This is a genomic window from Vogesella mureinivorans (assembly GCF_007644035.1).
Lineage (GTDB): Bacteria > Pseudomonadota > Gammaproteobacteria > Burkholderiales > Chromobacteriaceae > Vogesella > Vogesella mureinivorans.
Genome location: NZ_VMTV02000346.1, coordinates 1 through 21,271, shown reverse-complemented (window position 1 = coordinate 21,271; position 21,271 = coordinate 1). Strand labels below are relative to the sequence as shown.

Below are 21,271 nucleotides of genomic sequence, written 5' to 3'. Positions count from 1 at the left end.
CACACCATGGAACTGACCCCCCGCGAAAAAGACAAGCTGCTGATCTTTACCGCCGCCCTGCTGGCCGAGCGCCGCCGTGCCCGTGGCCTGAAGCTGAACTACCCCGAGGCGGTGGCGTTTATCAGCGCCGCCATCATGGAAGGCGCACGCGACGGCCAGAGCGTGGCCGCGCTGATGCACTACGGCACCACGCTGCTGACCCGCCACGACGTGATGGACGGCATACCGGAGATGATTCCGGATATCCAGGTAGAAGCCACCTTTCCCGACGGCACCAAGCTGGTGACCGTGCATCAACCCATTGTTTAGGAGCCGCCATGATCCCAGGGGAACTACTCGCTGCCAGCGGCGAGATCGAGCTGAACGTTGGCCGCGCCACGCTCACGCTGACCGTGGCTAATAGTGGCGACCGCCCGGTACAGGTGGGCTCGCACTACCACTTTGCCGAGGTCAACAACGCCCTGCTGTTCGACCGCGACGCGGCGCGCGGCTTCCGGCTGAACATTGCCGCCGGTACCGCCGTGCGTTTCGAGCCCGGCCAGACACGCACCGTCGAGCTGGTGGCGCTGGCGGGTTTGCGCCGTGTGTACGGCTTTCAGGGCAAGGTAATGGGGGCATTATGAAAATCAGCAGACAGGCATACGCCGAGATGTTCGGCCCCACCACCGGCGACCGCGTGCGGCTGGCCGATACCGGCCTGCTGGCCGAGGTGGAACACGATTACACCGTGTACGGTGAAGAGGTGAAATTCGGCGGCGGCAAGGTCATCCGCGACGGCATGGGCCAGGGCCAGGGCCTGGCGGCCGAGGTGGCGGACACGGTGCTGACCAACGCGCTGATCCTGGACCACTGGGGCATCGTGAAAGCCGATATCGCGCTGAAAAACGGCCGCATCGCCGCCATCGGCAAGGCCGGCAACCCCGATATCCAGCCGGGCGTGGACATCGTGATTGGCGCGTCCACCGAGATCATCGCCGCCGAGGGCATGATCGTCACCGCTGGCGGCATCGATACCCACATCCACTTTATCTGCCCGCAGCAGATCGACGAAGCGCTGATGTCCGGCGTGACCACCATGATCGGCGGCGGCACCGGCCCCGCTACCGGCACCAACGCCACCACCTGCACGCCGGGGCCGTGGCATATGGCGCAGATGCTGAAAGCCGCCGAGGCGTTTCCCATGAACCTGGGCTTTACCGGCAAGGGCAACGCCAGCCTGCCGGAGCCGCTGCGCGAGCAGGTACGCGCCGGCGCCATCGGCCTGAAGCTGCACGAAGACTGGGGCACCACGCCAGCGGCCATCGACAACTGCCTGAGCGTGGCGGACGAGATGGACGTGCAGGTAGCCATCCATACCGACACGCTGAACGAAGGCGGCTTTATCGAGGCCACCTTGGCCGCGTTCAAGGGCCGCACCATCCACACCTACCACACCGAAGGCGCGGGGGGCGGCCACGCACCCGACATCATCAAGGCCTGCGGCCAACTTAACGTACTGCCCAGCTCCACCAACCCCACGCGGCCGTTTACCGTCAACACCATCGACGAACACCTGGACATGCTGATGGTGTGTCATCACCTGGACCCGGCCATCGCCGAGGACGTGGCCTTTGCCGAAAGCCGCATCCGCCGCGAAACCATCGCCGCCGAAGACATCCTGCACGACCTGGGTGCCTTCGCCATGATGTCGTCCGACAGCCAGGCCATGGGCCGTGTGGGCGAAACCATCCTGCGCTGCTGGCAAACCGCCGACAAAATGAAGCAGCAGCGCGGCCCGCTGCCGGGCGACGGCCCCGGCAACGACAACGCCCGCATCAAGCGCTACCTGGCCAAGTACACCATCAACCCGGCCATCACCCACGGCATTGCCCACGAGGTAGGCAGCGTAGAGGTAGGCAAGCTGGCCGACCTGGTGATCTGGCGCCCGGCGTTCTTTGGCGTGAAGCCCAGCCTGATCCTGAAGGGCGGCATCATCGCCGCCGCCGCCATGGGCGATGCCAACGCCAGCATCCCCACGCCGCAGCCGGTGCATTACCGGCCGATGTTCGGTGCCTACGGCGGCGCCATTGCCGCCGGCAGCGTTACCTTTGTATCGCAGGCGGCGCTGGCCGCCGGCGTGGGCGAGGCGCTGGGGCTCAAGAAGCGGCTGGTGGCGGTCCAAGGCTGCCGCAACGTGCAGAAAACCGACCTGATCCACAACGACTACCTGCCGGTGATCGAAGTGGACCCGCAAAACTACCAGGTGCGTGCCGACGGCCAGCTGCTGTGGTGCGAGCCAGCCAGCGAGCTACCGATGGCGCAGCGCTACTTTCTTTTCTAAGGAACACCATGCTGGTATTGCGACAACACGCCAGCGGCGGCCAGCCTGCCGACGAGCTGGTGCTGGATTTCGACCGCCGCTGCAAAACACGGCTGCTTACCCGCAGCGCCGCCGGAGAAGAAGTGGGTGTGATGCTGCCGCCGGGCAGCCCGCCGCTGCGCCATGGCGACCTGCTGCTGGCCGACGATGGCCGCTGCGTGCGCGTGGTGGCCGCCGCCGAGCCGCTGCTGCACGTGGCCTGCCACGACGCGGTGACGCTGGCGCGCGCGGCCTACCACCTGGGCAACCGCCACGTCAAAGTAGAAGTCGGCAGCGGCTGGCTGCGCCTGCTGCAAGACGACGTACTGGCCGACATGCTGCAGCAGATGGGCCTGCAGGTGGAAAGGTTGGCCGCAGGCTTCTCGCCGGAGCACGGCGCCTACGGTGGCGGCCATCACCATTCGCACGGCCAGGAAGCGGCGTTTCACTACGCGCCGAAAATCCACCAGTTCGAGGGGCAGCCATGAGCGGCACCGCTACCCGCCTGCAGCTGCTGCGCCTGGCCAGCCCTGGCTTGCCCATTGGCGGCTACAGCTACTCGCAGGGCATGGAAACTGCGCTCGACCTGGGCCTGGTACACGACGAAACCACGGCGCGGCACTGGCTGGCCGACCTGCTGGCCGGCCCGCTGTCACAGTTTGACGGCGCCATGTTGGCCGCCTGCTGCCGCGCGGCAGCCGATGGCGATGTGGCCGCGCTGCAGCGCCTCAACGCGCAGCTGCTGGCCAGCCGCGACAGCCGCGAGCAGGTACTGGAAAGCACGCAGATGGGCTACTCGCTGCGCCAGCTGCTGCTGGGCCTGCCCGAGGGCGGCGATGCCCAGCTGTGGCCGGCCGGCGAGGCGCTGAGCCTGCCGGTAGCGTGGGCGCTGGCCGCCCGCTGCCTGCAGCTACCCGGCCAGCAGGCGCTGGAAGCCTGGCTGTGGGGCTGGCTGGAAAACCAGATCATGGTGCTGATGAAAGCCATGCCCATGGGGCAGAGCGCCGGCCAGCGCCTGATCTCCAGCCTGCTGCCCGAGCTGGCCACCGCCGCCGCCCGCGCCTGGCAGCTACCACCAGACGACATCAGCAATTTTGCCCCCCTGTACGCCTGGGTGGCACAGAAACACGAAACCCAATACAGCCGGTTGTTCCGGTCTTGACCCGATAAAAGGACACAGCATGAAACAGGCAGCATTACGCATCGGCATCGGCGGCCCGGTGGGCTCCGGCAAGACCCACCTTACCTGGGCGCTGTGCACCGCGCTGCGCGACAAATACAACGTGGCCGCGGTCACCAACGACATCTACACCCAGGAAGACGCGCAGTTTCTGGTGCGTAACGAAGCGCTGGCGCCAGACCGCATCATCGGCGTAGAAACCGGCGGCTGCCCGCACACCGCCATCCGCGAAGACGCCTCCATCAACCTGGAAGCCGTGGCCCGGCTGAACGCCCGCCACCCTGGCCTGGACGTGATCTTCATCGAAAGCGGCGGCGACAACCTGGCCGCTACCTTCAGCCCCGAGCTGTCCGACCTCACGCTCTACGTAATCGACGTGTCCGCCGGTGACAAGATCCCGCGCAAAGGCGGCCCCGGCATCTGCAAAAGCGACCTGTTGGTGATCAACAAGATCGACCTGGCCCCGCTGGTAGGCGCCTCGCTAGAGGTGATGGACCGCGACGCCAGCAAGATGCGCGGCGAGCGGCCGTTCATCTTCTCCAACCTCAAGAGCGGCCACGGCCTGGCCGACATCATCCGTTTCATCGAAGAAAAAGGCATGCTCACCCTGAATGCCGAAGGAGCCCACCATGCGTAAACCCCTGCTATTCGTGCTGCTAGCCGCTTCGGCCAACGTGGCACAGGCCCACACCGGCCACGGCGCCGACGGTTTTGCCCACGGCTTTGGCCACCCGTTCTCCGGCCTGGACCACCTGCTAGCCATGTTCGCCGTCGGCCTGTGGTCTGCCCAGCTGGGCGGCCACGCGCGCTGGCAAGGCCCGGCGCTGTTCGTGCTGATGCTGGCCGCCGGTGGCGCGCTGGGCGCAGCCGGTATCGCCCTGCCATGGCTGGAAAGCGGCATTGCGCTATCGGTATTGTTAAGCGGCCTGCTAGTGGCCGCGCTGGCGCGCCCGCCACGCCTGTTGGCCATGGCCGCCATCGCTGGCTTTGCGCTATACCACGGCGTAGCCCACGGCCTGGAAATGCCTGCTGACGCCAGCGGCGCCGCCTACGCCGCCGGCTTCATGCTGGCCAGCGCCCTGCTGCATATCGCCGGCGTGGCAGTCGGTCAGGGCACGCTGCGCAGCGCCATGCTGCTGCGCGCGCTGGGCGCCGGCATCGCCGCCTCAGGCGCGCTGCTGCTGGTGGGCACGCTGTAACGGGCCTGCGGCCAACGTTAGCTTGGTAGGGTAGGCAAAGGCCGCAGGCCGTGCCCACCAGCGTGCCGTCGTGACAGCGTTGGCCGCCTGATCGGCTGCACGGCAGCGGTATAGCGGTAACAACAAGGGCAAGCCTGGGGGCTTGCCCTTTTGTCATGGCATGGCGGTATGATGTGGGAGTAGAGAGGGCAATGCCCCACAAGCCTTGCCCGCCAAGGTTTTAACCGTGTGTAGCCCGGATAAGCTAGCGGCGCATCCGGGGCGGAATGGAACGGCCCGATCAACTTGAAGCCCGAGATAAACCCGGATGCAGCCATGCCTTATCCGGGCTATGACGCAATTCCCAGTACTCAATAAATATAAGTTGAAAGCCATAAGCATGGAAGTTAAAAAGAAAAACGCAATTGACTGCTTGATAAATTACCTGCATGAATTTATCGATCAGCGTAATTGGCATAGTGCACATGTGAGTTTCAAAATTAAAAATTCAAGCTGCTGGACGGCTCAGCACTATCTTATATTCGATAATGAAAAAATCAGCGAAGGTGGTTTTTCTAACAGTGATGATTCAATGTTTTCAGGCATGGATGCAGCCACCTTCCTTTGCCAACAGCATGAGTTACATTCCAATGTTGCGGTGAATTATGTGCACTTCACCCTTCATCCGGATGGCTATCATGAATTGCGCTTTGACGACGCCAAACCCGTAGCGCCCGATGCCCCGCCGCAAGATGCCTCCGGCGGCCTGAGCATCGCCCAGCAACTGGCTACCTTCGAAGAAGCCGCTGCGACAATCCTGAGCCCGCTAGAAACCTGGCTCAAACAATATCTGCCCGAAGTGGCAGACAGCCTGCAGCCCGGTGCCACTGCGCGCCAGTTGCAAAACTACGCCAACAAGCTGGGCGTGGTGCTGCCGCAGGATTTTGTCCATCTTTACCATTGGCACAACGGGCAGAAAGGCAAAGCCGCCGGCCTGTTTTACGGCATGCATTTGATGAGCCTGAAGGCGTCGCTCGCCGCTTGCGAGCAAGAGCGCCGCTACTGGCAAACCTATTGCGATGCCGAATCGCGCGAGAAATATCCTGATCACGCCAGCTCCACCCCGTCTGGCCATATCCGCGTGCAGTACTGCAACCCCTACTGGCTGCCATTTGCCCATGATCATGCCGGTAACTATCTGGGCATCGACCTGAGCCCCGATAGCCAAGGTACGGCTGGACAAGTCATCAACTTTGGCCGGTATGAAGACCACAAGAAAGTGCTGGCCAATAGCCTGGGTGATTTCCTGCACTGGTTGGCCGCGCAATGGCAGGCCGGCAATACCAGCGTGCGCCGCGAGGCGGATGGTGGCCGCAGCTTCAACACCCGCTGGCCGGACAAACGGCACTTTCTGGACTCTGTGAAGCTGATGTTCCTGCATGACGGTTCGACCCTGGCACCCCAGCAAGGCGAGTCCGCGCCACAAAACGAAGCAGGGTATCTGGAAAGCGGCCAGGTATTGCGCAACCGTATGGCACACATGGCGGCTGACGAACTGGGGCTGACGGCGCAAAGCAGGTGGCAATTGAATATCCAGACCGGTACGGTTACCTTCACGACAGCACAGGGCAAGCTCCTGCATTGCCAGGCGCAGATTCTGGGGCGCTACCACCCCGCACAAGGCCAGCTGCACTGGGCATGGGATCAGTCCGAATGGCCGCTTGACATGCTTTGTGCTGCCCGCGCTTTGCAGGATGAAGGCACGCGCCACACCTGGCCCCGCTTCACGACACCTCGTGTCGCCTGCAGCGAGGCAGAAGCATGGAATCTGGTTGCCGCTGCGTGTCACGGGGATGACGTCGAAGGCCTGTTCCGGGCAACAGATGGCGATAGCGTGCTGTATCTGGGTTATCTAACACAATATTAGGCGCGGCAAACATTGGCCACAAACCGAACGCCCGAGCATGGCCTTGGGCTGCCCCCAGCGCAGCAGCTGGACATGGCCGCGTAGCGCTACTTCTGACTCCCCTTAAAAACGGGGGGATTACCACCCTACGCACCGTTTTGCCGACACCATATGCTAGCTGCGACCTTTTGGTGACTGCTACGTCTATACAGGTGCATCCATCTTGATGCGACTAGACAGGAGCGACACATGAAACGCTTTCACGCCCATATTGCAGTAGAAAACCTTGAGGTCAGCATCGACTTCTATAGCAAACTGTTCGGCCAGCCGCCCACAAAACAGCAAGATGACTACGCTAAGTGGATGATTGAAGACCCACGCATCAATTTTGCGATATCAGCTAGAGGCCATGATATCGGGGTGAACCATTTCGGCTTTCAGGTTGATTCAGCGGAAGAACTTGCCGAATTGAAAGGGTTGGCTGAATCTGCTTCGTCGGGCAATGTTCTGGGTCAGGGCTTGGCTGCTTGCTGTTACGCTAAGAGTGAAAAGCATTGGACGATTGATCCGCAAGGTTTGGCGTGGGAACACTTTTATACTATGTCTGATGCGCCGGATTTTGGAAGCGATACAGCGAATCAAACAGGAGCGTGCTGTATTGCAGTACACAAATCGGATCAAGATGGGCTATTGGCTAAGGATGCTTGCTGCATCCCGAAAGGGCCACCAACAACGCAAGGAGCCTGTTGTGGCTAAGGGTGAGATGCCACGGGTCACGCCAAGAACGCAAGAAGCTCTTGGCGTGGCATTCGTTGCGCTGAAAAGCAGCCTGCTCAATTATTTGCGCAGGCGCGTCAGTGATCCAAACCTGGCAGAGGATCTACTGCAAGATGTGTTCGTCAAGGCATCGGTTGCGATTAATGCAAATCTGTTCCCGAATAACCTTGCAGGATGGCTCTATGCCGCAGCGCGTACCACAGTCGTGGACTATTATCGTTCCGTACGGCCTCTGGCAATTGAACTTGATGAGAACATGCTAGACCCGCAACAGGTTTGTGATGAGCTGCTGCATCAGGAGTTGTCTCTGTGTCTCAGACCGCTTGTGCAGGAGCTCCCTGAAATCTATCGCGATACATTGATCGCCGTCGAGTTTGACGGTAAAACCATGCAGGCTGTGGCAGTTGAGCAGGACCTTTCGTTGTCTGCGATCAAAAGCAGAGCAAGTCGAGCGAGGGGGATGCTCAAAGAAAAATTACTGAGTTGTTGTGAGGTGGAAATGTCTGTTGGTCTTGTCACTGACTATCACCCCCACACAACAACCCGGCCTTGCAATGGATGCGGCTAGCGTGCAGCTCTGTGCATCCGGGTATGGGGGGCTGTATGGCAACCCCGGATGCGGCTATGCCTTATCCGGACTACGGGCTGGCGGCAAATTGCACTGTCTTCTGTATGGTTATGCTACCTAGGGTAAAGGTTAGCATTACAGGGCCCGCTGGCAATGTGTTGGCTGCAACATAAATATATGTTGAATCACCAGGGCTTTTGCCGTTCTGCAGATAAATATTGGATGAATCGTCAAGCGTGATCGTGGCCCCTCTCGCGCCTCCATTATCTACCACGCACCGGTACCTGCTTTCGCATTTGCCCATGATTATACCGCTTCCGTAACCACCATTCACCCCGTTTAGCGTGACTGTATGGTACTCCCACAATGCGCTAGGCTGGGTGATGGTGGAAGGAAATGGCACCGCATCTGAAGGCCCGTTTATAAAGATATCTCGAACGGTAAAGACAGTGACTGGTATTTGGGTTCCATTACTTGCAGGGTTGGTTGCCCCACCACTACCACCACCGCCGCATCCTGCCAGGATATTTCCGATAACAAGCAGGAATGAAACTAAAAGAAATCTATTACTGTGTTGAAACATGGGTAGTGTCCTTATTCTAGATTCATCCTGCTTTATCGATGAGTCCGTGTTTGATGGCTTGACACGCAAGTCGGTAGTGGGGATTCTGGATAGGTAGATTGATAGTCGCCAAAAAATTTAATCTTCTATACTCTCTGCCATGTCAAATGCTATGGTGGCTCTTCAATTCTGGGAAGGGTATATGGTTGATTCAGTGTCAATACCAGTCGAAATAGCTTCTTGCCCAATAAGTCGGCAGTTCAAATCTGACTCATTTAGGTCTCAATGAGTAGCCAGCCTGGTGGCTACCTTCACGCGGTGTAGCCTGCTCGTCGGAGAGTGCAATAAAAAAGCCAGCCCTCGGGCTGGCTTTTGCGTGGTGCAGGCGGTGCTTAGCGCAGGCCCAGCACGTCTTGCATGTCGAACAGGCCGTGCGGCTTGGCGGCCAGCCAGCCGGCGGCGCGTACGGCGCCGTTGGCGAAGGTGGCGCGGCTGCTGGCTTTGTGGGTGATTTCCACGCGTTCGCCCAGGGCGGCAAACAGCACGGTGTGGTCGCCCACTACGTCGCCGGCGCGCACGGTGGCAAAGCCGATGGTGCCGGGGTCGCGTTCGCCGGTGACGCCTTCGCGGCCGTACACGGCGCAGTCTTTCAGGTCGCGGCCCAGCGCGTTGGCCACCACTTCGCCCATGCGCAGTGCGGTGCCGGACGGGGCGTCTACCTTGAAGCGGTGGTGCGCTTCGGTGATTTCAATATCGTAGCCTTCGTTCAGCACGCGGGCTGCCATGTCCAGCAGCTTGAAGGTGAGGTTCACGCCCACGCTGAAGTTGGCCGCAAACACGATGCCGATGTGCTCGCCGGCGGCCTGGATGGCGGCTTTGCCGGCGTCGTCGAAACCGGTGGTGCCAATGATCATTTGTACTTTGTGCTGCACGCAGGCGGCCAGGTACTGCAGGGTGGCTTCCGGGCGGGTGAAGTCGATCACCACATGGGCGCCGTCTAGCGCGGCGGTAAAGTCGCTGCTGATTTTGACACCGGTGTCGCGGCCCATGAACAGGCCGGCGTCCTGGCCGATGAATGGCGATTCGGCGCGGTCGATGGCGGCGTGCAGGCGGGTGCCCGGGGCGGCAAGGACGGATTCGATCAGCGTGCGGCCCATGCGGCCTGCGGCGCCAACGATGACGATGTTCAAGGTGCTCATGCTTTATCTTTGTCCGGCATTAGGGTTGGTGTTATCCAGTGTCGGGCGCAGGGCAGGGAAGGCCTGGCCTTCGATACGGCTGACCATGTCCTTATCGAAATAGACGGTCAGGCGTTTTTCTTCGGTAGGTTTGCCCTGGCGTTCTATGCGGTAGGCGTAGTCCCAGCGGTTGTCGTGAAAAATATCGGCCAGCAGCGGGGTGCCCAGCAGAAATTTTACCTGGGGGCGGGTCATGCCGGTTTTGACGCGGGAAACGGCATCTTCCGTTACATAATTGCCTTGTTGCACGTCCATCCGGTGTGCGGTCAGCCAGGTCGTGGGGTTAAACGAGCTGCAGGCGGACAGGAACAGGACTGCAATAAGGGGGAAAGACTTGAGCATCATAGCCATGGCGCCAGGGTCACAGTTGGGGAATCGGTGAAAAGGTTTTATCATACTGTAAGACCGCCAACCACGATATACATACACCACATGAACAAAGCCAGCCATTTGAAGGGGATCGGCCTGAAAGCCACCGGTCCACGCCTGCGTATTCTCGACCTGTTCGAGACCAGCGAAGATCGCCATATGTCGGCTGAGGACGTCTACAAGAAGCTGATCTCCGAGGATGCCGATATCGGCCTGGCCACCATCTACCGCGTGCTGACCCAGTTCGAGCAGGCGGGCATTCTGATTCGCCACCATTTCGAGTCGGGCAAAGCGGTGTACGAGCTGAACCAGGGCGGCCACCACGACCATATGGTGTGCTACCGCTGCGGCAAGGTGACCGAGTTTTTCGACCCGGAAATCGAAGCCCTGCAAAACCGCATTGCCGAGCAGAACGGTTTCAAGATCAAGGACCATTCGCTCTACCTGTATGGCGAGTGCAGCGATTGCGTGAACTGCGAGCCTAAATACTTCAAGCGATGATCCCGGTACTGGGCCCCGCCCATGCCTTTCCGCCGGTAAGCCGTGCGCTGGCCGAGCCGGATGGCCTGCTGGCGGCGGGCGGCGATTTGTCTGCCGGCCGTTTGCTGGCGGCCTACCGCAGTGCTGTTTTCCCGTGGTTTTCCCCCGGCGACCCTATCTTGTGGTGGTCGCCATCGCAGCGCATGGTGCTGGAGCCGGCGCGGGTGCGTGTTACCCGCTCGCTGGCCAAGGTGCTGCGCAACCGCGCTTACCACATCACCATCAACCAGGCTTTTGACACCGTTATGCGTGCCTGCGCTGCGCCACGCGGTGGCCAGGCCGGTACCTGGATTACCGACGAAATGGTGGCGGCGTACAGCGAGCTGCACCGCCAGGGCTACGCGCATTCTTACGAGTGCTGGCAGGATGGCCAGCTGGCCGGCGGGCTGTACGGGGTGGCCGTTGGCCGCATGTTTTATGGCGAGTCCATGTTTCACCGCGCTACTGATGCTTCCAAAATGACCTTTGTCAGCATGGCGCGGCACCTGCACCGGCATGGTTTTGCCATGGTGGATTGCCAGATGTTTACCCCGCATCTGGAAAGCCTGGGGGCGCAGCTGATAACGCGTGGCGAATTTATTGCTAGACTGGAAAAAGCCATCCATCTACCGCAGCCGCCAGGCATGTGGGAGGACGAATTCCGCCATGAGCCACCGCGATGACGCGATTGCCGTCGTGCATTTCTATGCTACGGCACCTTACCCCTGCAGCTACCTGGAAGGCCATCAGGCCCGTTCCCAGGTAGCCATCCCGGCCGATGCCATCGATGGCAGCGTGTATTCGCGCCTGGTGGGGCTGGGTTTTCGCCGCAGTGGCCATTTTACTTACCGCCCGTATTGCGACGATTGCCGCGCCTGTGTGCCGGTGCGCCTGGCTGCGGCCGAGTTTTGCCCCAGCCGCAGCCAGCGCCGCGCGGCCAAGGCGCACGGTGCTTTGTCTACCCGCATCTTGCCGCTGGCGTTTTCCGACGAGCATTACCAGCTGTACTACCGCTACCAGCACGCCCGCCACGATGGTGGCGGCATGTCGGATGACGACCCGGTGCAGTACGCCGAGTTCATTCTGAAAAGCCGGGTGGATAGCTGGCTGGTGGAGTTTCGCGAGGACGGCGTGCTGCGCATGGTGAGCCTGATCGACCGGCTGGACGACGGCCTGTCGGCGGTGTACACCTTTTTCGACCCGGATGTACCCGGTGCGTCTTACGGCGTGTACAACGTGTTGTGGCAGGTGGAGCTGGCTTGCCACTTGGGCTTGCCCTATGTGTACCTGGGCTACTGGATCAAGGCCTCGCCCAAGATGGTGTACAAGCAGCACTACCGCCCGCTGCAGATGCTGGATAACGGCCGCTGGGTGCCGTTTCGCGACGATATGGCGCCCTGACGTACTCAGGGTTGGCCGCACAAACAGCAAGGCCCGGCATAGCCGGGCCTTGTGCTTTGCTGCTGCGCTGCTTATTTGCGCTGCAGCGCGTCGGCGCATTCGCTGATCAGTCCCGGGCCGCGGTAGATCAGGCCGGAGTACAGCTGTACCAGCGTGGCGCCGGCGTCGATTTTTTCGCGCGCGTCGTCACCGCACAGGATGCCACCCACGCCGATGATGGGCAGGGCGCCGTCCAGCGCGCGCGCCAGATTGCGGATCAGCGTGGTGGAGCGCTCGCGCACTGGCGCGCCGGACAGGCCGCCGGCTTCGCCCGCCAGCGCATGGCCGGCGATTTCGCTGCGCGACAGCGTGGTGTTGGTGGCGATCACCGCGTCCAGACGGTGCTGGGTGAGCAGGCGGGCGATGTCGTCGGTCTGCTCGGCGTCCAGATCCGGCGCAATTTTCACGGCCAGCGGTACGTAGCGGCCGTACTGGTCGGCCAGGCGCGACTGGCGGTTTTTCAGCGCGCCCAGCAGGTCGGACAGCTCGTCGGCTTGCTGCAGCTGGCGCAGGTTTTTGGTGTTGGGCGAGGAAATATTCACCGTCACGTAGCTGGCGCACTCGTACACGCGGTCCAGGCAGGTGAGGTAGTCGTCCTTGGCGTTTTCGATGGGCGTGGCGGCGTTCTTGCCGATATTGATGCCCAGAATGCCCTTGAAGCGGCTGTGGCGCACGTTGTCCAGCAGCACGTCCACGCCTTTGTTGTTAAAGCCCATGCGGTTGATGATGCCCTGGTGTTCGGGCACGCGGAACAGGCGCGGCTTGGGGTTGCCGTCTTGCGGGCGCGGGGTGATGGTGCCGATTTCTATAAAACCGAAACCCAGCGCCGCCAGCGCGTCGATGTGGTCGCCGTTCTTGTCCAGGCCAGCGGCCAGGCCTACCGGGTTGGGGAAGGTCAGCCCCATGGCTTTTACCGGGTTGCGGCCAACCTTGCGGGTAACGAGGCCGGTGAGCTGCAACTGGTGGGCGGTATCCAGCATTTTCAGCGTGGTTTCGTGGGCAGACTCGGCATCGGTGCGGAACAGCAAGGGGCGTAGCAGGGGGTAAAGCATAGGGTCTCCGTGGGCGAAAAAACGCCCGGCATTATAACCGGGCGGGGGTGTTTTGGGGCTGTGCCGTGCGCGGGGCTGTGGCGCAGCCGGCGCAGCACTAGACGATCTGGCAGGCTTCGTCAAAGCCTAGGCGTGGCGAGCGCGGGTACACCTTGGTGGCGTCGCCATAGCCCAGGTTGATCAGGAAGTTGGCTTTTACATTGCCCTGCGGGAAGAAGGCGGCTTCCACGGCGGCGGCGTCAAAGCCGGACATCGGGCCGCAATCCAGCCCCAGTGCGCGGGCGGCCATGATCAGGTAGGCGCCTTGCAGGCTGCTGTTGCGGAAAGCGGTGGCCTGGATGGCGGCGTCGTTGCCGGCAAACCAGCTGCGGGCGTCGGCGTGCGGGAACAGCTTGGGCAGCTGGTCGTAAAACTGCATGTCCATGCCCACGATTACGCATACCGGGGCGGTCATGGTTTTGTCCACATTGCCTTCCATCAGGCAGGGTTTCAGCTTGGCTTTGGCGGCGTCCGATTGCACGAATACAAAGCGCGCGGGGCTGCAGTTGGCGCTGGTGGGTGCCATTTTCAGCAGGTCGTACAGCTGGTGCAGGGTGCTGTCGCTGATGGCACGGTCTTGCCAGGCGTTGTGGCTGCGTGCGTTGCCGAATAGCTGTTCCAGGGCAGATTGGCTGATATGCGTGGTCATGGCGTGTGGTCTCCGTGCTATAGGTCTTGTCAGGTGCTTACTGCGGCATTTTCACCGCAATGCCGCCAGGCAGGCTGCCCTGGCTGCTGGCGGTATTGGAAATAATGGTAATGGCGACGCGGCGGTTTTGTGCGCGGCCTTCCGGGCTGTCGTTGTCGGCGCTGGGTTTGGTTTCACCACGGCCTACTGCCACCAGCCGCTCTGGCGCAATGCCGTTTTCCATGAACAGGCGCACGATGCTGCCGGCGCGGGCGGCAGACAGCTCCCAGTTGGATGGAAAGAACGCGTTGCGGATGGGCGTGTTGTCGGTAAAGCCTTCTACCTGCACCTGGTTGTCTACCGTGGCTAGCTGGCGTGCTACGTCGGCCAGCAGGGCGGGCGAGGTGCCATTGGGGGCGGCCTGGCCGGCAGGGAACAGCGCGGTGTCCTTGATCTCGATATGCACGCCTTCTTCGTCTTGCCGCATGGACAGCTGGCCGCCTTGTATCAGCGGCGCCAGGCTCTTGGCCAGGCCGCTGGACAGTGTTTCCAGCTTGCGCCGCTCTTTCATGCGCGCCTCGCTCTTGATGGCGGTGGCAATCGGCTTGGTATCGGGGATCTCGATCATGGTGTTGGCCCCGCCGCTGGGCGGCGTTACCTGGATGGCCAGGTTGCCGCTGCGGAAGGCATCGGTCATGGCGCTGGACAGCACGCGGTACTTGCCCTCGTTGACTTGCGAAATGGCGTACATCACCACAAAAAAGGCGAACAGCAGGGTAATGAAGTCGGCGTAGGAAACCAGCCAGCGTTCATGGTTTTCGTGTTCTTCTTCCTCGCGTCGGCGTCGGGCCATGGTGCGCTTCCTGCAAAAAGGTTGGCCGCAAGGTGCGGCCAACGTGGGTTGCTCTGTGGGGTGGCAGCTTAGTGCAGCCGGGTGTCACCCAGCATGGCGCGCACGCCACCGCTAAACGATACGCCGATGCGGCGTGCCACGCGGCTGGCCAGGTCGTCGTCCGGGGTGAAATCCACCAGCTCTTCGGCCTTGATCACATCGCGCGCTACCGAGCCCACCGAGCCCAGGCCGTCGGCCAGGCCCAGCTGTATGCCACTGCTACCCAGCCATACGCGGCCGGTAAACAGCTCCGGGTTGTCTTTCAGGCGCTGGCCACGGCCTTGCTTGACCACGGCAATGAACTGGGCGTGGATTTCGTCCAGCATGGCCTGGCGGATCGCTTCCTGTTGCGGGTTGGCCGGCGAGAACGGGTCGCCCATGCCTTTGTTGCTGCCAGCGGTGGCCAGGCGGCGCTCGATACCCAGCTTGTCCATGGCCTTGTCAAAACCGAAGCCGTCCGAAATCACGCCGATGGAGCCAACGATGCTGGCCTTATCAACATAGATGCGGTCGGCAGCCGCGGCAATGTAGTAGCAGCCGGACGCGCACACTTCTTCTACCACCATGTACACCGGAATCTTGGGGTGCAGCTTTTTCAGGCGCAGGATTTCATCGTTGGCCATGCCGGACAGGGCAGGGCTGCCGCCTGGGCTGTTGGCGCGGATAATGATGCCGCGGGTGTTTTGGTCTTCATAGGCGGCCAGCATGCCATCCAGCATCTTGGCGGTGACATTGCTTTCGCTGTCGATGGTGCCATCCAGTGTTACCACGGCGGTGTGGGGCAGGCCCATGGCTTTGCTGTTGTTGCGGCTTTCCATGTCGCTGTACATCAGCCAGACAAAGCCTGCCAGCACAGCCAGCCAGGCCAGGCGGAAAAAGATTTTCCAGCGCCGGGCGCGGCGTTGTTCGGTCAGGGAGGCGGTAGCCAGTTTTTCGATCAGCTGGCGTTCCCAGGTGCGGTCTTGTTCCACGCTATTCCTTTGTTCTAGGGGGCTGAGTCAGGCAGATAGTATACATGCCCGTCGCATTCTGCCGTGTGCAGCTTCTGCAGGCTGCGCCCGTGGCAGGGGCCGGCTACACACAGGCCGCTGTCTGGCCGGTAGAGTGCGCCGTGCAGGCTGCAGATCAGGTACAGGCCGCTGCTGTCGTAAAAGCGGCCGTCCTGCCAGTCCAGCTCGGTGGGTACGTGGCGGCAGCGGTTCAGGTAGGCGTGCACCACGCCCTGGTGGCGTACGGCAAAGGCGGCGGCCTGCTCGCCCTGCCATGGCACGGTAAAGCGTACGCCTTTGCCGCCATCTGCCAGCTCGCTGCTGGCGGCGATCAGTTGCCGTGCATCAGCCATTGTTGCAGCTCGGTGTAACGGTGGAAGATGGCCTGCGGGCCGCAATCCTGCAGCACGTCCAGCGGGTGGGCGCCGTAGCTCACGCCTGCACTGTGTGTGCCGGCGTGGCGCGCCATCAGCAGGTCGTGGCTGGTGTCGCCTACCATCAGCGTGCGGGCGGGCTGCATGCCGGTTTGTTCGCAGATCTGCAGCAGCATGTCCGGGTGCGGCTTGCTGTGGCATTCGTCCACTGTGCGGGTGGTGACAAAGCGCGTTTGCAGGCCGGTACTGGCCAGGGCGTGGTTCAGCCCGCTGCGGCTCTTGCCGGTGGCCACGGCCAGCAGGTAGCCGGCGTCCTCCAGTGCGGCCAACCCTTCCTGTACGCCATCGAACAGCTCCACGGTTTCTTCCTGATGCACATACTGGTGGCGGTAAGCGTCGGCCATGGCCTGGTGGGTAGCTGCTGGCAGCTGGGGGTAGATGTGGCGCATGGCGTCGATCAGCCCCAGGCCGATCACGTGGCTGGCGGCCTCGCGGCTGGGTTCGGGCAGGCCCAGCTGCACGCAGGCGCGCTGGATGCTGCGCACGATATGCGCGGTGGAGTCCATCAGGGTGCCGTCCCAGTCAAAGACGATCAGGTCGTAGGCGTGTCGCATGGTGGTCAAATTTTATCGAGGGTGTCCAGGAAACGGCTGAGCTCTTTTGGCAGCGGCGCGTGCAGCTGCAGTGGCTCGCCGGTTAGCGGGTGGGGCAGGCTCAGGTTGGCCGCATGCAGGAACATGCGCTTTAATCCACGGCGCTGCAGCTCGCGGTTGGCGGCAAAGTCACCGTACTTTTCGTCACCGGCGATGGCGCAGCCATTGGCCTGCATGTGCACGCGAATCTGGTGCGTGCGGCCGGTACGCAGCAGGGCTTCTACCAGCGTCAGGTCGGCGTAGCGTTGCTGCACGGTGAAGATGGTGTGTGCGTAAATGCCCTGGTCTTCGTCTACGCGTACCATGCGCTCGCCGCTAGGGGTATGAAAGCGGTGCAGCGGCAGCTTGACGTGGCGTACATTGCCCGGCCACTGGCCCAGGCCCAGTGCAAAGTAGCGTTTTTGCGGTACGTCGTTGCGAATCATCTCGTGCAGCTTCACCAGCGCCGAGCGCTTTTTGGCGATCATCAGCAGGCCGGAGGTTTCGCGGTCCAGGCGGTGCACCAGCTCTAGATAGCGTGCGTCCGGGCGGGCGCGGCGCAGCTGTTCGATCACGCCAAACGACACACCGCTACCGCCGTGCACGGCCACGCCGGCCGGCTTGTTGATCACCAGCAGCGCCTCGTCTTCGTACACGATGGGGAACTCGTGCTGCGGAATGTGGCTGGTGGCAGAGGCAGGTTTTTCGGCAATGCGGATAGGCGGAATGCGCAGCTCGTCGCCCATGTTCAGGCGGTGCTGGGCGTCGGCGCGGCCTTTGTTTACGCGCACCTCGCCCGAGCGGATGATGCGGTAGATATGGCTTTTCGGTACGCCTTTGAGCAGGCGCACCAGGTAGTTATCCAGGCGCTGATCGGCGCCATTTTCGTCTACCTTGTGAAGTGTCACGGAATCTTTGCGAATATCAGTCATATTGCTTATACTTCGTGGGCTTTGTCGCGCAGAAATTGCAGCGGCAGAAAGCACACCGGTTTAGGGTCGCAGAGTTATCGATTGCGGCGCTGCTGCGCAACATCAACCGGCCGGCAGGCTAAGCGCCTGACCTGATGCCGGTTTCCCGGTCGCAGCCAAGGTTATCTCGCTCACCCAAAAGTAGCGATGTTAATGCATTTACATGCATGACGCACTCACGCCAGTTTCCATTCCGGAACGATCAAGCCCGTTCCGGGGTTCGCAGCAAAATTTGACCCGGCGTGGCCCGCACGCCTCTTTTTTCCCGGCCAGGTGCTGGACGGGACAGAACCATCGCAAGTGCGCAGTTTGCACTACCGGGGCCACGTGAAATAAAAACAGGAAGTCGGCTTAGCCATCGCAGTCATTTCGCTCTTTACTGAACACTTCTTTCGGCATGCGCCCATCTCAATCACTGGGCCGTCAAATACTTGCTGTACCCCTTCCGTGAGTGCACGCGTAGGGATTGTTATTACATGAAACGCATGCTTTTCAATGCGACGCAGGCAGAAGAACTGCGCGTCGCCATTGTTGATGGTCAAAAGCTGATTGACCTCGACATCGAAACCGTTGGTAAAGAACAGCGCAAAGGGAACATCTACAAGGGCACGATCACCCGCATCGAGCCTTCCCTGGAAGCTTGTTTTGTCGATTACGGCACCGAACGCCACGGTTTCCTTCCTTTCAAAGAAGTTTCCCGTAGCTATTTCCAGAACTACGACGGCGGCCGCCCGCGCATCCAGGATGTGCTGCGCGAAGGCATGGAAGTGGTCGTACAGGTAGAAAAAGACGAGCGTGGCAACAAGGGCGCCGCCCTCACCACCTACGTTAGCCTGGCTGGCCGCTACGTGGTGCTGATGCCGAACAACCCGCGTGGTGGTGGCGTGTCGCGCCGCATCGAGGGCGAAGAGCGCCAGGAGCTGAAAGACCTGCTGTCGCAGCTGGAAGTGCCAAACGGCATGAGCCTGATCGCCCGTACCGCCGGTATCGGCCGCAGCCTGGAAGAGCTGCAATGGGATCTGAACTACCTGCTGCAACTGTGGCGTGCCGTCGACGGCGCTGCCGGTGCGCAGTCTGCGCCGTTCCTGATTCTGCAGGAAGGCAGCCTGGTGATTCGCGCCATTCGCGACTACTACCAGCCTGACATCGGCGAGATCCTGATCGACACCGAAGAAATCTACGAACAAGCCCGCCAGTTCATGAGCCACGTGATGCCCAACAACGTTGGCCGCGTGAAGCTCTACAAAGACCCGGTGCCGCTGTTCTCCCGCTTCCAGATCGAACACCAGATCGAAACCGCCTTCTCGCGTGCGGTTACCCTGCCGTCCGGCGGTGCCATCGTCATTGACCACACCGAAGCACTGGTGTCGGTAGACGTGAACTCGGCACGTGCCACCAAGGGTTCCGATATCGAAGACACGGCCTTCCGCACCAACCTGGAAGCCGCCGAAGAAATCGCCCGCCAGCTGCGCCTGCGCGACCTGGGTGGCCTGATCGTGATCGATTTCATCGACATGGAAAGCCAGAAAAACCAGCGCGACGTGGAAAACCGCCTGCGCGAGGTGCTGAAGCACGACCGTGCCCGCGTACAAATGGGCAAGCTGTCGCGTTTCGGCCTGCTAGAGCTATCGCGTCAGCGCCTGCAGCCTAGCCTGGGCGAAACCAGCCACGTGCCATGCCCGCGTTGCCACGGTATCGGCTTTATCCGCGGTATCGAATCCTCCGCCCTGCACATCCTGCGCATCATCCAGGAAGAAGCCATGAAGGAAAACACCGGTGCGGTACACGCACAGGTGCCGGTGGATGTCGCTACCTTCCTGTTGAACGAAAAGCGTGCCGAGATCTACTCCATCGAAGCCCGTCTCGATGTGGCTGTGGTGCTGATCCCGAACCTGCACCTGGAAACCCCGCACTACAAGATCGTGCGCGTACGTCACGACGATCTGGCCGAAGTCAGCGAGGCACCAAGCTATCGCCGTGTCGAGCTGCCGGAAGAAGACGCAGCTCACCCGTTTGGCCAGGAAAAGCCGAAAGTAGAGCGCCAGGAAGCGGCAGTAAAAGGCATTACCCCGGCCCAGCCTGCCCCGATGGCAGCTGACCCGGTGCCGGCTGCTGCACCGGTAGCACCGGTTGCTGCGCCTGTGGCTGCCCGTCGTGAGGAGCCAGGCCTGATCGCCAAGATCGTTGGCTGGTTCAAGGGCCTGCTGGGCGAAGAGCCGGCCGCCGCCGCGCCAGCCCCGGTTGCCGAGGTGAAAAAGCCGCAACGCGAAACGCGTAACCCGCGCCAGCGTAACGAGCGCCGCCCGGGCGCGCGCCGTGACCGTGAAGACGGCCGTGGCAACCGCGATGAAAATCGTGCCAACCGCGAGCCGCGCGAAGAGCGCCAGCCACGCCAGGCAGACGAGCAGCGTCGCCGCCCGCAAGCTGCTGATATGCCGCAGCGTGAAGAGCGCGAGCCGCGCAGCGAGCAGCAGCCACGCCAGGAACGCGCACCGCGCCGCGAACGCGAACCGCGTGAGCCACGCGAGCCGCGTGACAACGTGCAGCGTGCCGAGCTGGGTGATGCCGCGCCGAAAGAGCGCGAAACCGCTCCGCGTAACGAGCGCCGCCGCGAGCGCAACCGCGACGCCGGCCGTGAAGCGAAAGAGCTGGTGCAGGCGCCTCAGCTGGCAGAAGAGCAGCAGGCTGCTGTGGTTGTGCCGGTGCAGGAAGATGCTGTCGAAGCCGTGGCGGATGCTGCGGTGGTTGCTGCTGCAGATGCCGCTAGCGCCGAGCCGCGCGAGCGCCGTCGTCGTCGCTCCCGCCGCGATCGCCGCGATGATGCTGTTGTGGCAGAGCAGGGCGAAGTTGTAGCAGATGCCGTGGCAGACACTGCGACAGACACTGCAGCCGACGTGGCCGAGCAAGCAGCCGCCCCTGCGCTGCTGCCGGTAGCAGAAGCGGCACCTGTGGCCGTTGAGACTGCAGCTGTTGTGGCGGAGGCGGTCGAGGCTGCCGAGCCTGTGGCGCTGGTGGCAGAGCCTGTGGCTGTAGATGTTGTGGTCGAGGCGGCTGAACAGCCGGTACAGCCACAAGCGGAAGCGGCAGCGGCCGAGCCGGTTAGCGTGGTGGAAACCGCTATTGAAGCCGTCGTCGAAGCCCCTGCGCAGCTTGAAGAAGCGCTGGCCGTTGCCGTGGCTGACGAGCAGCCTGTAGTACAAGCTGTGGTCGAAGCTGTCGCGGTGCCTGAGCCTGCTGTGGTTGCCGAGCCGGTAGCGGTAGCAGCCGCCGAGCCAGTGGCCGATCTGGGTGGTTTGGTACTGGTGACCACGCGCCCTGCATCCGAGCTGCCGGTAGTGGAAGCTGCCCCGGTGGAAGTGAAAGGCAAGCGCCGCCGCGAGGTGGTGCGTGAAGTGGCTGATGTGGCCCCGCTGGCGCTGGTGCAGGTACAAACTGCACGTGACGACAGCTAAGTCATTGTTCCTTCGTCAGGCCTGAAAAGTTTATCGATTCAGGCTTGACGAAAAGGCAGGCGCTGCCTACAATGCGCACCTCTCTAAGGCAATTCCCTGATAGCTCAGTCGGTAGAGCGACGGACTGTTAATCCGCAGGTCGCAGGTTCGAGCCCTGCTCGGGGAGC

The 21,271-nt window shown here is 61.8% G+C and carries 24 protein-coding genes and 1 tRNA gene; 15 read left to right on the top strand and 10 right to left on the bottom strand.

Annotation, left to right across the window (positions count from 1 at the left end; genetic code table 11):
* Positions 1-6: 6 nt before the first annotated feature.
* The 10 genes from FLQ44_RS10315 to FLQ44_RS10270 all read left to right on the top strand — a co-directional run bounded on the left by FLQ44_RS10315 (position 7) and on the right by FLQ44_RS10270 (position 7,947).
* Positions 7-309, top strand: a complete 303-nt coding sequence (locus tag FLQ44_RS10315) for an urease subunit gamma (RefSeq protein ID WP_147685786.1) — start codon at positions 7-9, stop codon at positions 307-309.
* Between the two features lie 8 nt (positions 310-317).
* Positions 318-623, top strand: coding sequence for an urease subunit beta (locus FLQ44_RS10310; protein WP_147685788.1), 306 nt, complete (start codon positions 318-320; stop codon positions 621-623).
* Complete coding sequence (ureC, locus tag FLQ44_RS10305; RefSeq protein ID WP_147694313.1) at positions 620-2,320, top strand: urease subunit alpha; 1,701 nt, start codon at positions 620-622, stop codon at positions 2,318-2,320. The genes FLQ44_RS10310 and ureC overlap by 4 nt, the downstream gene beginning before the upstream one ends.
* Positions 2,321-2,328: 8 nt before the next feature.
* A complete protein-coding gene (gene ureE / locus FLQ44_RS10300) occupies positions 2,329-2,826 on the top strand; it encodes an urease accessory protein UreE (RefSeq protein ID WP_147694312.1) in 498 nt (165 codons plus the stop codon).
* The gene (locus FLQ44_RS10295; RefSeq protein WP_147694311.1) at positions 2,823-3,500 is read left to right on the top strand and encodes an urease accessory protein UreF; all 678 of its coding nucleotides are present in this window, start codon (positions 2,823-2,825) and stop codon (positions 3,498-3,500) included. The genes ureE and FLQ44_RS10295 overlap by 4 nt, the downstream gene beginning before the upstream one ends.
* 19 nt (positions 3,501-3,519) lie before the next feature.
* The gene (gene ureG / locus FLQ44_RS10290) at positions 3,520-4,155 is read left to right on the top strand and encodes an urease accessory protein UreG (RefSeq protein WP_147694310.1); all 636 of its coding nucleotides are present in this window, start codon (positions 3,520-3,522) and stop codon (positions 4,153-4,155) included.
* Positions 4,148-4,717 carry a HupE/UreJ family protein gene (locus FLQ44_RS10285; protein WP_147694309.1) on the top strand — a complete coding sequence of 190 codons (570 nt, stop codon included), beginning with the start codon at positions 4,148-4,150 and terminating at the stop codon, positions 4,715-4,717. The genes ureG and FLQ44_RS10285 overlap by 8 nt, the downstream gene beginning before the upstream one ends.
* A gap of 379 nt (positions 4,718-5,096) precedes the next feature.
* Positions 5,097-6,623: an SMI1/KNR4 family protein gene (locus tag FLQ44_RS10280; protein ID WP_170252931.1), complete on the top strand. Its 1,527-nt coding sequence runs from the start codon at positions 5,097-5,099 to the stop codon at positions 6,621-6,623.
* 228 nt (positions 6,624-6,851) lie between these two features.
* Positions 6,852-7,358, top strand: a complete 507-nt coding sequence (locus FLQ44_RS10275; RefSeq protein WP_147685803.1) for a VOC family protein — start codon at positions 6,852-6,854, stop codon at positions 7,356-7,358.
* Positions 7,351-7,947: a sigma-70 family RNA polymerase sigma factor gene (locus tag FLQ44_RS10270; RefSeq protein ID WP_170252929.1), complete on the top strand. Its 597-nt coding sequence runs from the start codon at positions 7,351-7,353 to the stop codon at positions 7,945-7,947. Before FLQ44_RS10275 ends, FLQ44_RS10270 begins: the two co-directional genes overlap by 8 nt.
* 70 nt (positions 7,948-8,017) lie before the next feature.
* On the opposite strand, the gene FLQ44_RS10265 is transcribed toward FLQ44_RS10270, so the two are convergent.
* From FLQ44_RS10265 to FLQ44_RS10255, 3 genes are all read right to left on the bottom strand, one after another.
* Positions 8,018-8,530 (bottom strand): hypothetical protein, encoded by a 513-nt coding sequence (locus tag FLQ44_RS10265; RefSeq protein WP_147694306.1) that lies wholly within the window; start codon positions 8,528-8,530, stop codon positions 8,018-8,020.
* A gap of 371 nt (positions 8,531-8,901) precedes the next feature.
* Positions 8,902-9,708: a 4-hydroxy-tetrahydrodipicolinate reductase gene (gene dapB / locus FLQ44_RS10260; RefSeq protein ID WP_147694305.1), complete on the bottom strand. Its 807-nt coding sequence runs from the start codon at positions 9,706-9,708 to the stop codon at positions 8,902-8,904.
* A gap of 3 nt (positions 9,709-9,711) precedes the next feature.
* On the bottom strand, positions 9,712-10,092 hold the full coding sequence (locus FLQ44_RS10255; protein ID WP_147694304.1) for an outer membrane protein assembly factor BamE: 381 nt from the start codon (positions 10,090-10,092) through the stop codon (positions 9,712-9,714).
* An 87-nt stretch (positions 10,093-10,179) separates the two neighbouring features.
* Here FLQ44_RS10255 and fur point away from each other — a divergent pair, with 87 nt between their 5' ends.
* Genes fur through FLQ44_RS10240 form a run of 3 tightly spaced genes read left to right on the top strand, consistent with a single transcriptional unit; the run spans position 10,180 to position 12,036 of the window.
* Positions 10,180-10,617, top strand: a complete 438-nt coding sequence (gene fur / locus FLQ44_RS10250) for a ferric iron uptake transcriptional regulator (RefSeq protein ID WP_147694303.1) — start codon at positions 10,180-10,182, stop codon at positions 10,615-10,617.
* Positions 10,614-11,318: a leucyl/phenylalanyl-tRNA--protein transferase gene (aat, locus tag FLQ44_RS10245; protein ID WP_147694302.1), complete on the top strand. Its 705-nt coding sequence runs from the start codon at positions 10,614-10,616 to the stop codon at positions 11,316-11,318. Before fur ends, aat begins: the two co-directional genes overlap by 4 nt.
* The gene (locus FLQ44_RS10240) at positions 11,302-12,036 is read left to right on the top strand and encodes an arginyltransferase (protein ID WP_147694301.1); all 735 of its coding nucleotides are present in this window, start codon (positions 11,302-11,304) and stop codon (positions 12,034-12,036) included. Before aat ends, FLQ44_RS10240 begins: the two co-directional genes overlap by 17 nt.
* A 71-nt stretch (positions 12,037-12,107) precedes the next feature.
* Here FLQ44_RS10240 and FLQ44_RS10235 read toward each other — a convergent pair whose 3' ends face one another.
* From FLQ44_RS10235 to FLQ44_RS10205, 7 genes are all read right to left on the bottom strand, one after another.
* A complete protein-coding gene (locus FLQ44_RS10235) occupies positions 12,108-13,127 on the bottom strand; it encodes a quinone-dependent dihydroorotate dehydrogenase (protein ID WP_147694300.1) in 1,020 nt (339 codons plus the stop codon).
* A gap of 97 nt (positions 13,128-13,224) precedes the next feature.
* Positions 13,225-13,815 carry a malonic semialdehyde reductase gene (locus FLQ44_RS10230; RefSeq protein WP_147694299.1) on the bottom strand — a complete coding sequence of 197 codons (591 nt, stop codon included), beginning with the start codon at positions 13,813-13,815 and terminating at the stop codon, positions 13,225-13,227.
* 37 nt (positions 13,816-13,852) lie between these two features.
* Positions 13,853-14,647, bottom strand: coding sequence for a flagellar motor protein MotD (motD, locus tag FLQ44_RS10225; RefSeq protein ID WP_147694298.1), 795 nt, complete (start codon positions 14,645-14,647; stop codon positions 13,853-13,855).
* 68 nt (positions 14,648-14,715) lie between these two features.
* Positions 14,716-15,657 (bottom strand): S49 family peptidase, encoded by a 942-nt coding sequence (locus FLQ44_RS10220; RefSeq protein ID WP_147694297.1) that lies wholly within the window; start codon positions 15,655-15,657, stop codon positions 14,716-14,718.
* Positions 15,658-15,671: 14 nt separating this feature from the next.
* Entirely contained in the window at positions 15,672-16,028 is a 357-nt protein-coding gene (locus FLQ44_RS10215; protein ID WP_147694296.1) for a Rieske (2Fe-2S) protein, read from the bottom strand.
* Positions 16,007-16,663 carry an HAD-IIIA family hydrolase gene (locus FLQ44_RS10210; RefSeq protein WP_147694419.1) on the bottom strand — a complete coding sequence of 219 codons (657 nt, stop codon included), beginning with the start codon at positions 16,661-16,663 and terminating at the stop codon, positions 16,007-16,009. The genes FLQ44_RS10215 and FLQ44_RS10210 overlap by 22 nt, the downstream gene beginning before the upstream one ends.
* Before the next feature lie 5 nt (positions 16,664-16,668).
* Complete coding sequence (locus tag FLQ44_RS10205; RefSeq protein WP_147694295.1) at positions 16,669-17,613, bottom strand: RluA family pseudouridine synthase; 945 nt, start codon at positions 17,611-17,613, stop codon at positions 16,669-16,671.
* Between the two features lie 515 nt (positions 17,614-18,128).
* On the opposite strand from FLQ44_RS10205, the gene rne reads away from it, so the two are divergent.
* Positions 18,129-21,104 (top strand): ribonuclease E, encoded by a 2,976-nt coding sequence (rne, locus tag FLQ44_RS10200; protein ID WP_147694294.1) that lies wholly within the window; start codon positions 18,129-18,131, stop codon positions 21,102-21,104.
* A gap of 93 nt (positions 21,105-21,197) precedes the next feature.
* A tRNA-Asn gene (locus FLQ44_RS10195) sits at positions 21,198-21,270 on the top strand.
* Position 21,271: the final 1 nt, after the last annotated feature.

What these genes read in the sequence shown, in the direction of transcription:
- FLQ44_RS10315 (WP_147685786.1), top strand. Translation starts at nt 7, where the DNA reads ATGGAACTGACCCCCCGCGAAAAAGACAAGCTGCTGATCTTTACCGCC.
- FLQ44_RS10310 (WP_147685788.1), top strand. Translation starts at nt 318, where the DNA reads ATGATCCCAGGGGAACTACTCGCTGCCAGCGGCGAGATCGAGCTGAAC.
- ureC (WP_147694313.1), top strand. Translation starts at nt 620, where the DNA reads ATGAAAATCAGCAGACAGGCATACGCCGAGATGTTCGGCCCCACCACC.
- ureE (WP_147694312.1), top strand. Translation starts at nt 2,329, where the DNA reads ATGCTGGTATTGCGACAACACGCCAGCGGCGGCCAGCCTGCCGACGAG.
- FLQ44_RS10295 (WP_147694311.1), top strand. Translation starts at nt 2,823, where the DNA reads ATGAGCGGCACCGCTACCCGCCTGCAGCTGCTGCGCCTGGCCAGCCCT.
- ureG (WP_147694310.1), top strand. Translation starts at nt 3,520, where the DNA reads ATGAAACAGGCAGCATTACGCATCGGCATCGGCGGCCCGGTGGGCTCC.
- FLQ44_RS10285 (WP_147694309.1), top strand. Translation starts at nt 4,148, where the DNA reads ATGCGTAAACCCCTGCTATTCGTGCTGCTAGCCGCTTCGGCCAACGTG.
- FLQ44_RS10280 (WP_170252931.1), top strand. Translation starts at nt 5,097, where the DNA reads ATGGAAGTTAAAAAGAAAAACGCAATTGACTGCTTGATAAATTACCTG.
- FLQ44_RS10275 (WP_147685803.1), top strand. Translation starts at nt 6,852, where the DNA reads ATGAAACGCTTTCACGCCCATATTGCAGTAGAAAACCTTGAGGTCAGC.
- FLQ44_RS10265 (WP_147694306.1), bottom strand. Translation starts at nt 8,530, where the DNA reads ATGTTTCAACACAGTAATAGATTTCTTTTAGTTTCATTCCTGCTTGTT.
- dapB (WP_147694305.1), bottom strand. Translation starts at nt 9,708, where the DNA reads ATGAGCACCTTGAACATCGTCATCGTTGGCGCCGCAGGCCGCATGGGC.
- FLQ44_RS10255 (WP_147694304.1), bottom strand. Translation starts at nt 10,092, where the DNA reads ATGATGCTCAAGTCTTTCCCCCTTATTGCAGTCCTGTTCCTGTCCGCC.
- fur (WP_147694303.1), top strand. Translation starts at nt 10,180, where the DNA reads ATGAACAAAGCCAGCCATTTGAAGGGGATCGGCCTGAAAGCCACCGGT.
- aat (WP_147694302.1), top strand. Translation starts at nt 10,614, where the DNA reads ATGATCCCGGTACTGGGCCCCGCCCATGCCTTTCCGCCGGTAAGCCGT.
- FLQ44_RS10240 (WP_147694301.1), top strand. Translation starts at nt 11,302, where the DNA reads ATGAGCCACCGCGATGACGCGATTGCCGTCGTGCATTTCTATGCTACG.
- FLQ44_RS10235 (WP_147694300.1), bottom strand. Translation starts at nt 13,127, where the DNA reads ATGCTTTACCCCCTGCTACGCCCCTTGCTGTTCCGCACCGATGCCGAG.
- FLQ44_RS10230 (WP_147694299.1), bottom strand. Translation starts at nt 13,815, where the DNA reads ATGACCACGCATATCAGCCAATCTGCCCTGGAACAGCTATTCGGCAAC.
- motD (WP_147694298.1), bottom strand. Translation starts at nt 14,647, where the DNA reads ATGGCCCGACGCCGACGCGAGGAAGAAGAACACGAAAACCATGAACGC.
- FLQ44_RS10215 (WP_147694296.1), bottom strand. Translation starts at nt 16,028, where the DNA reads ATGGCTGATGCACGGCAACTGATCGCCGCCAGCAGCGAGCTGGCAGAT.
- FLQ44_RS10210 (WP_147694419.1), bottom strand. Translation starts at nt 16,663, where the DNA reads ATGCGACACGCCTACGACCTGATCGTCTTTGACTGGGACGGCACCCTG.
- FLQ44_RS10205 (WP_147694295.1), bottom strand. Translation starts at nt 17,613, where the DNA reads ATGACTGATATTCGCAAAGATTCCGTGACACTTCACAAGGTAGACGAA.
- rne (WP_147694294.1), top strand. Translation starts at nt 18,129, where the DNA reads ATGAAACGCATGCTTTTCAATGCGACGCAGGCAGAAGAACTGCGCGTC.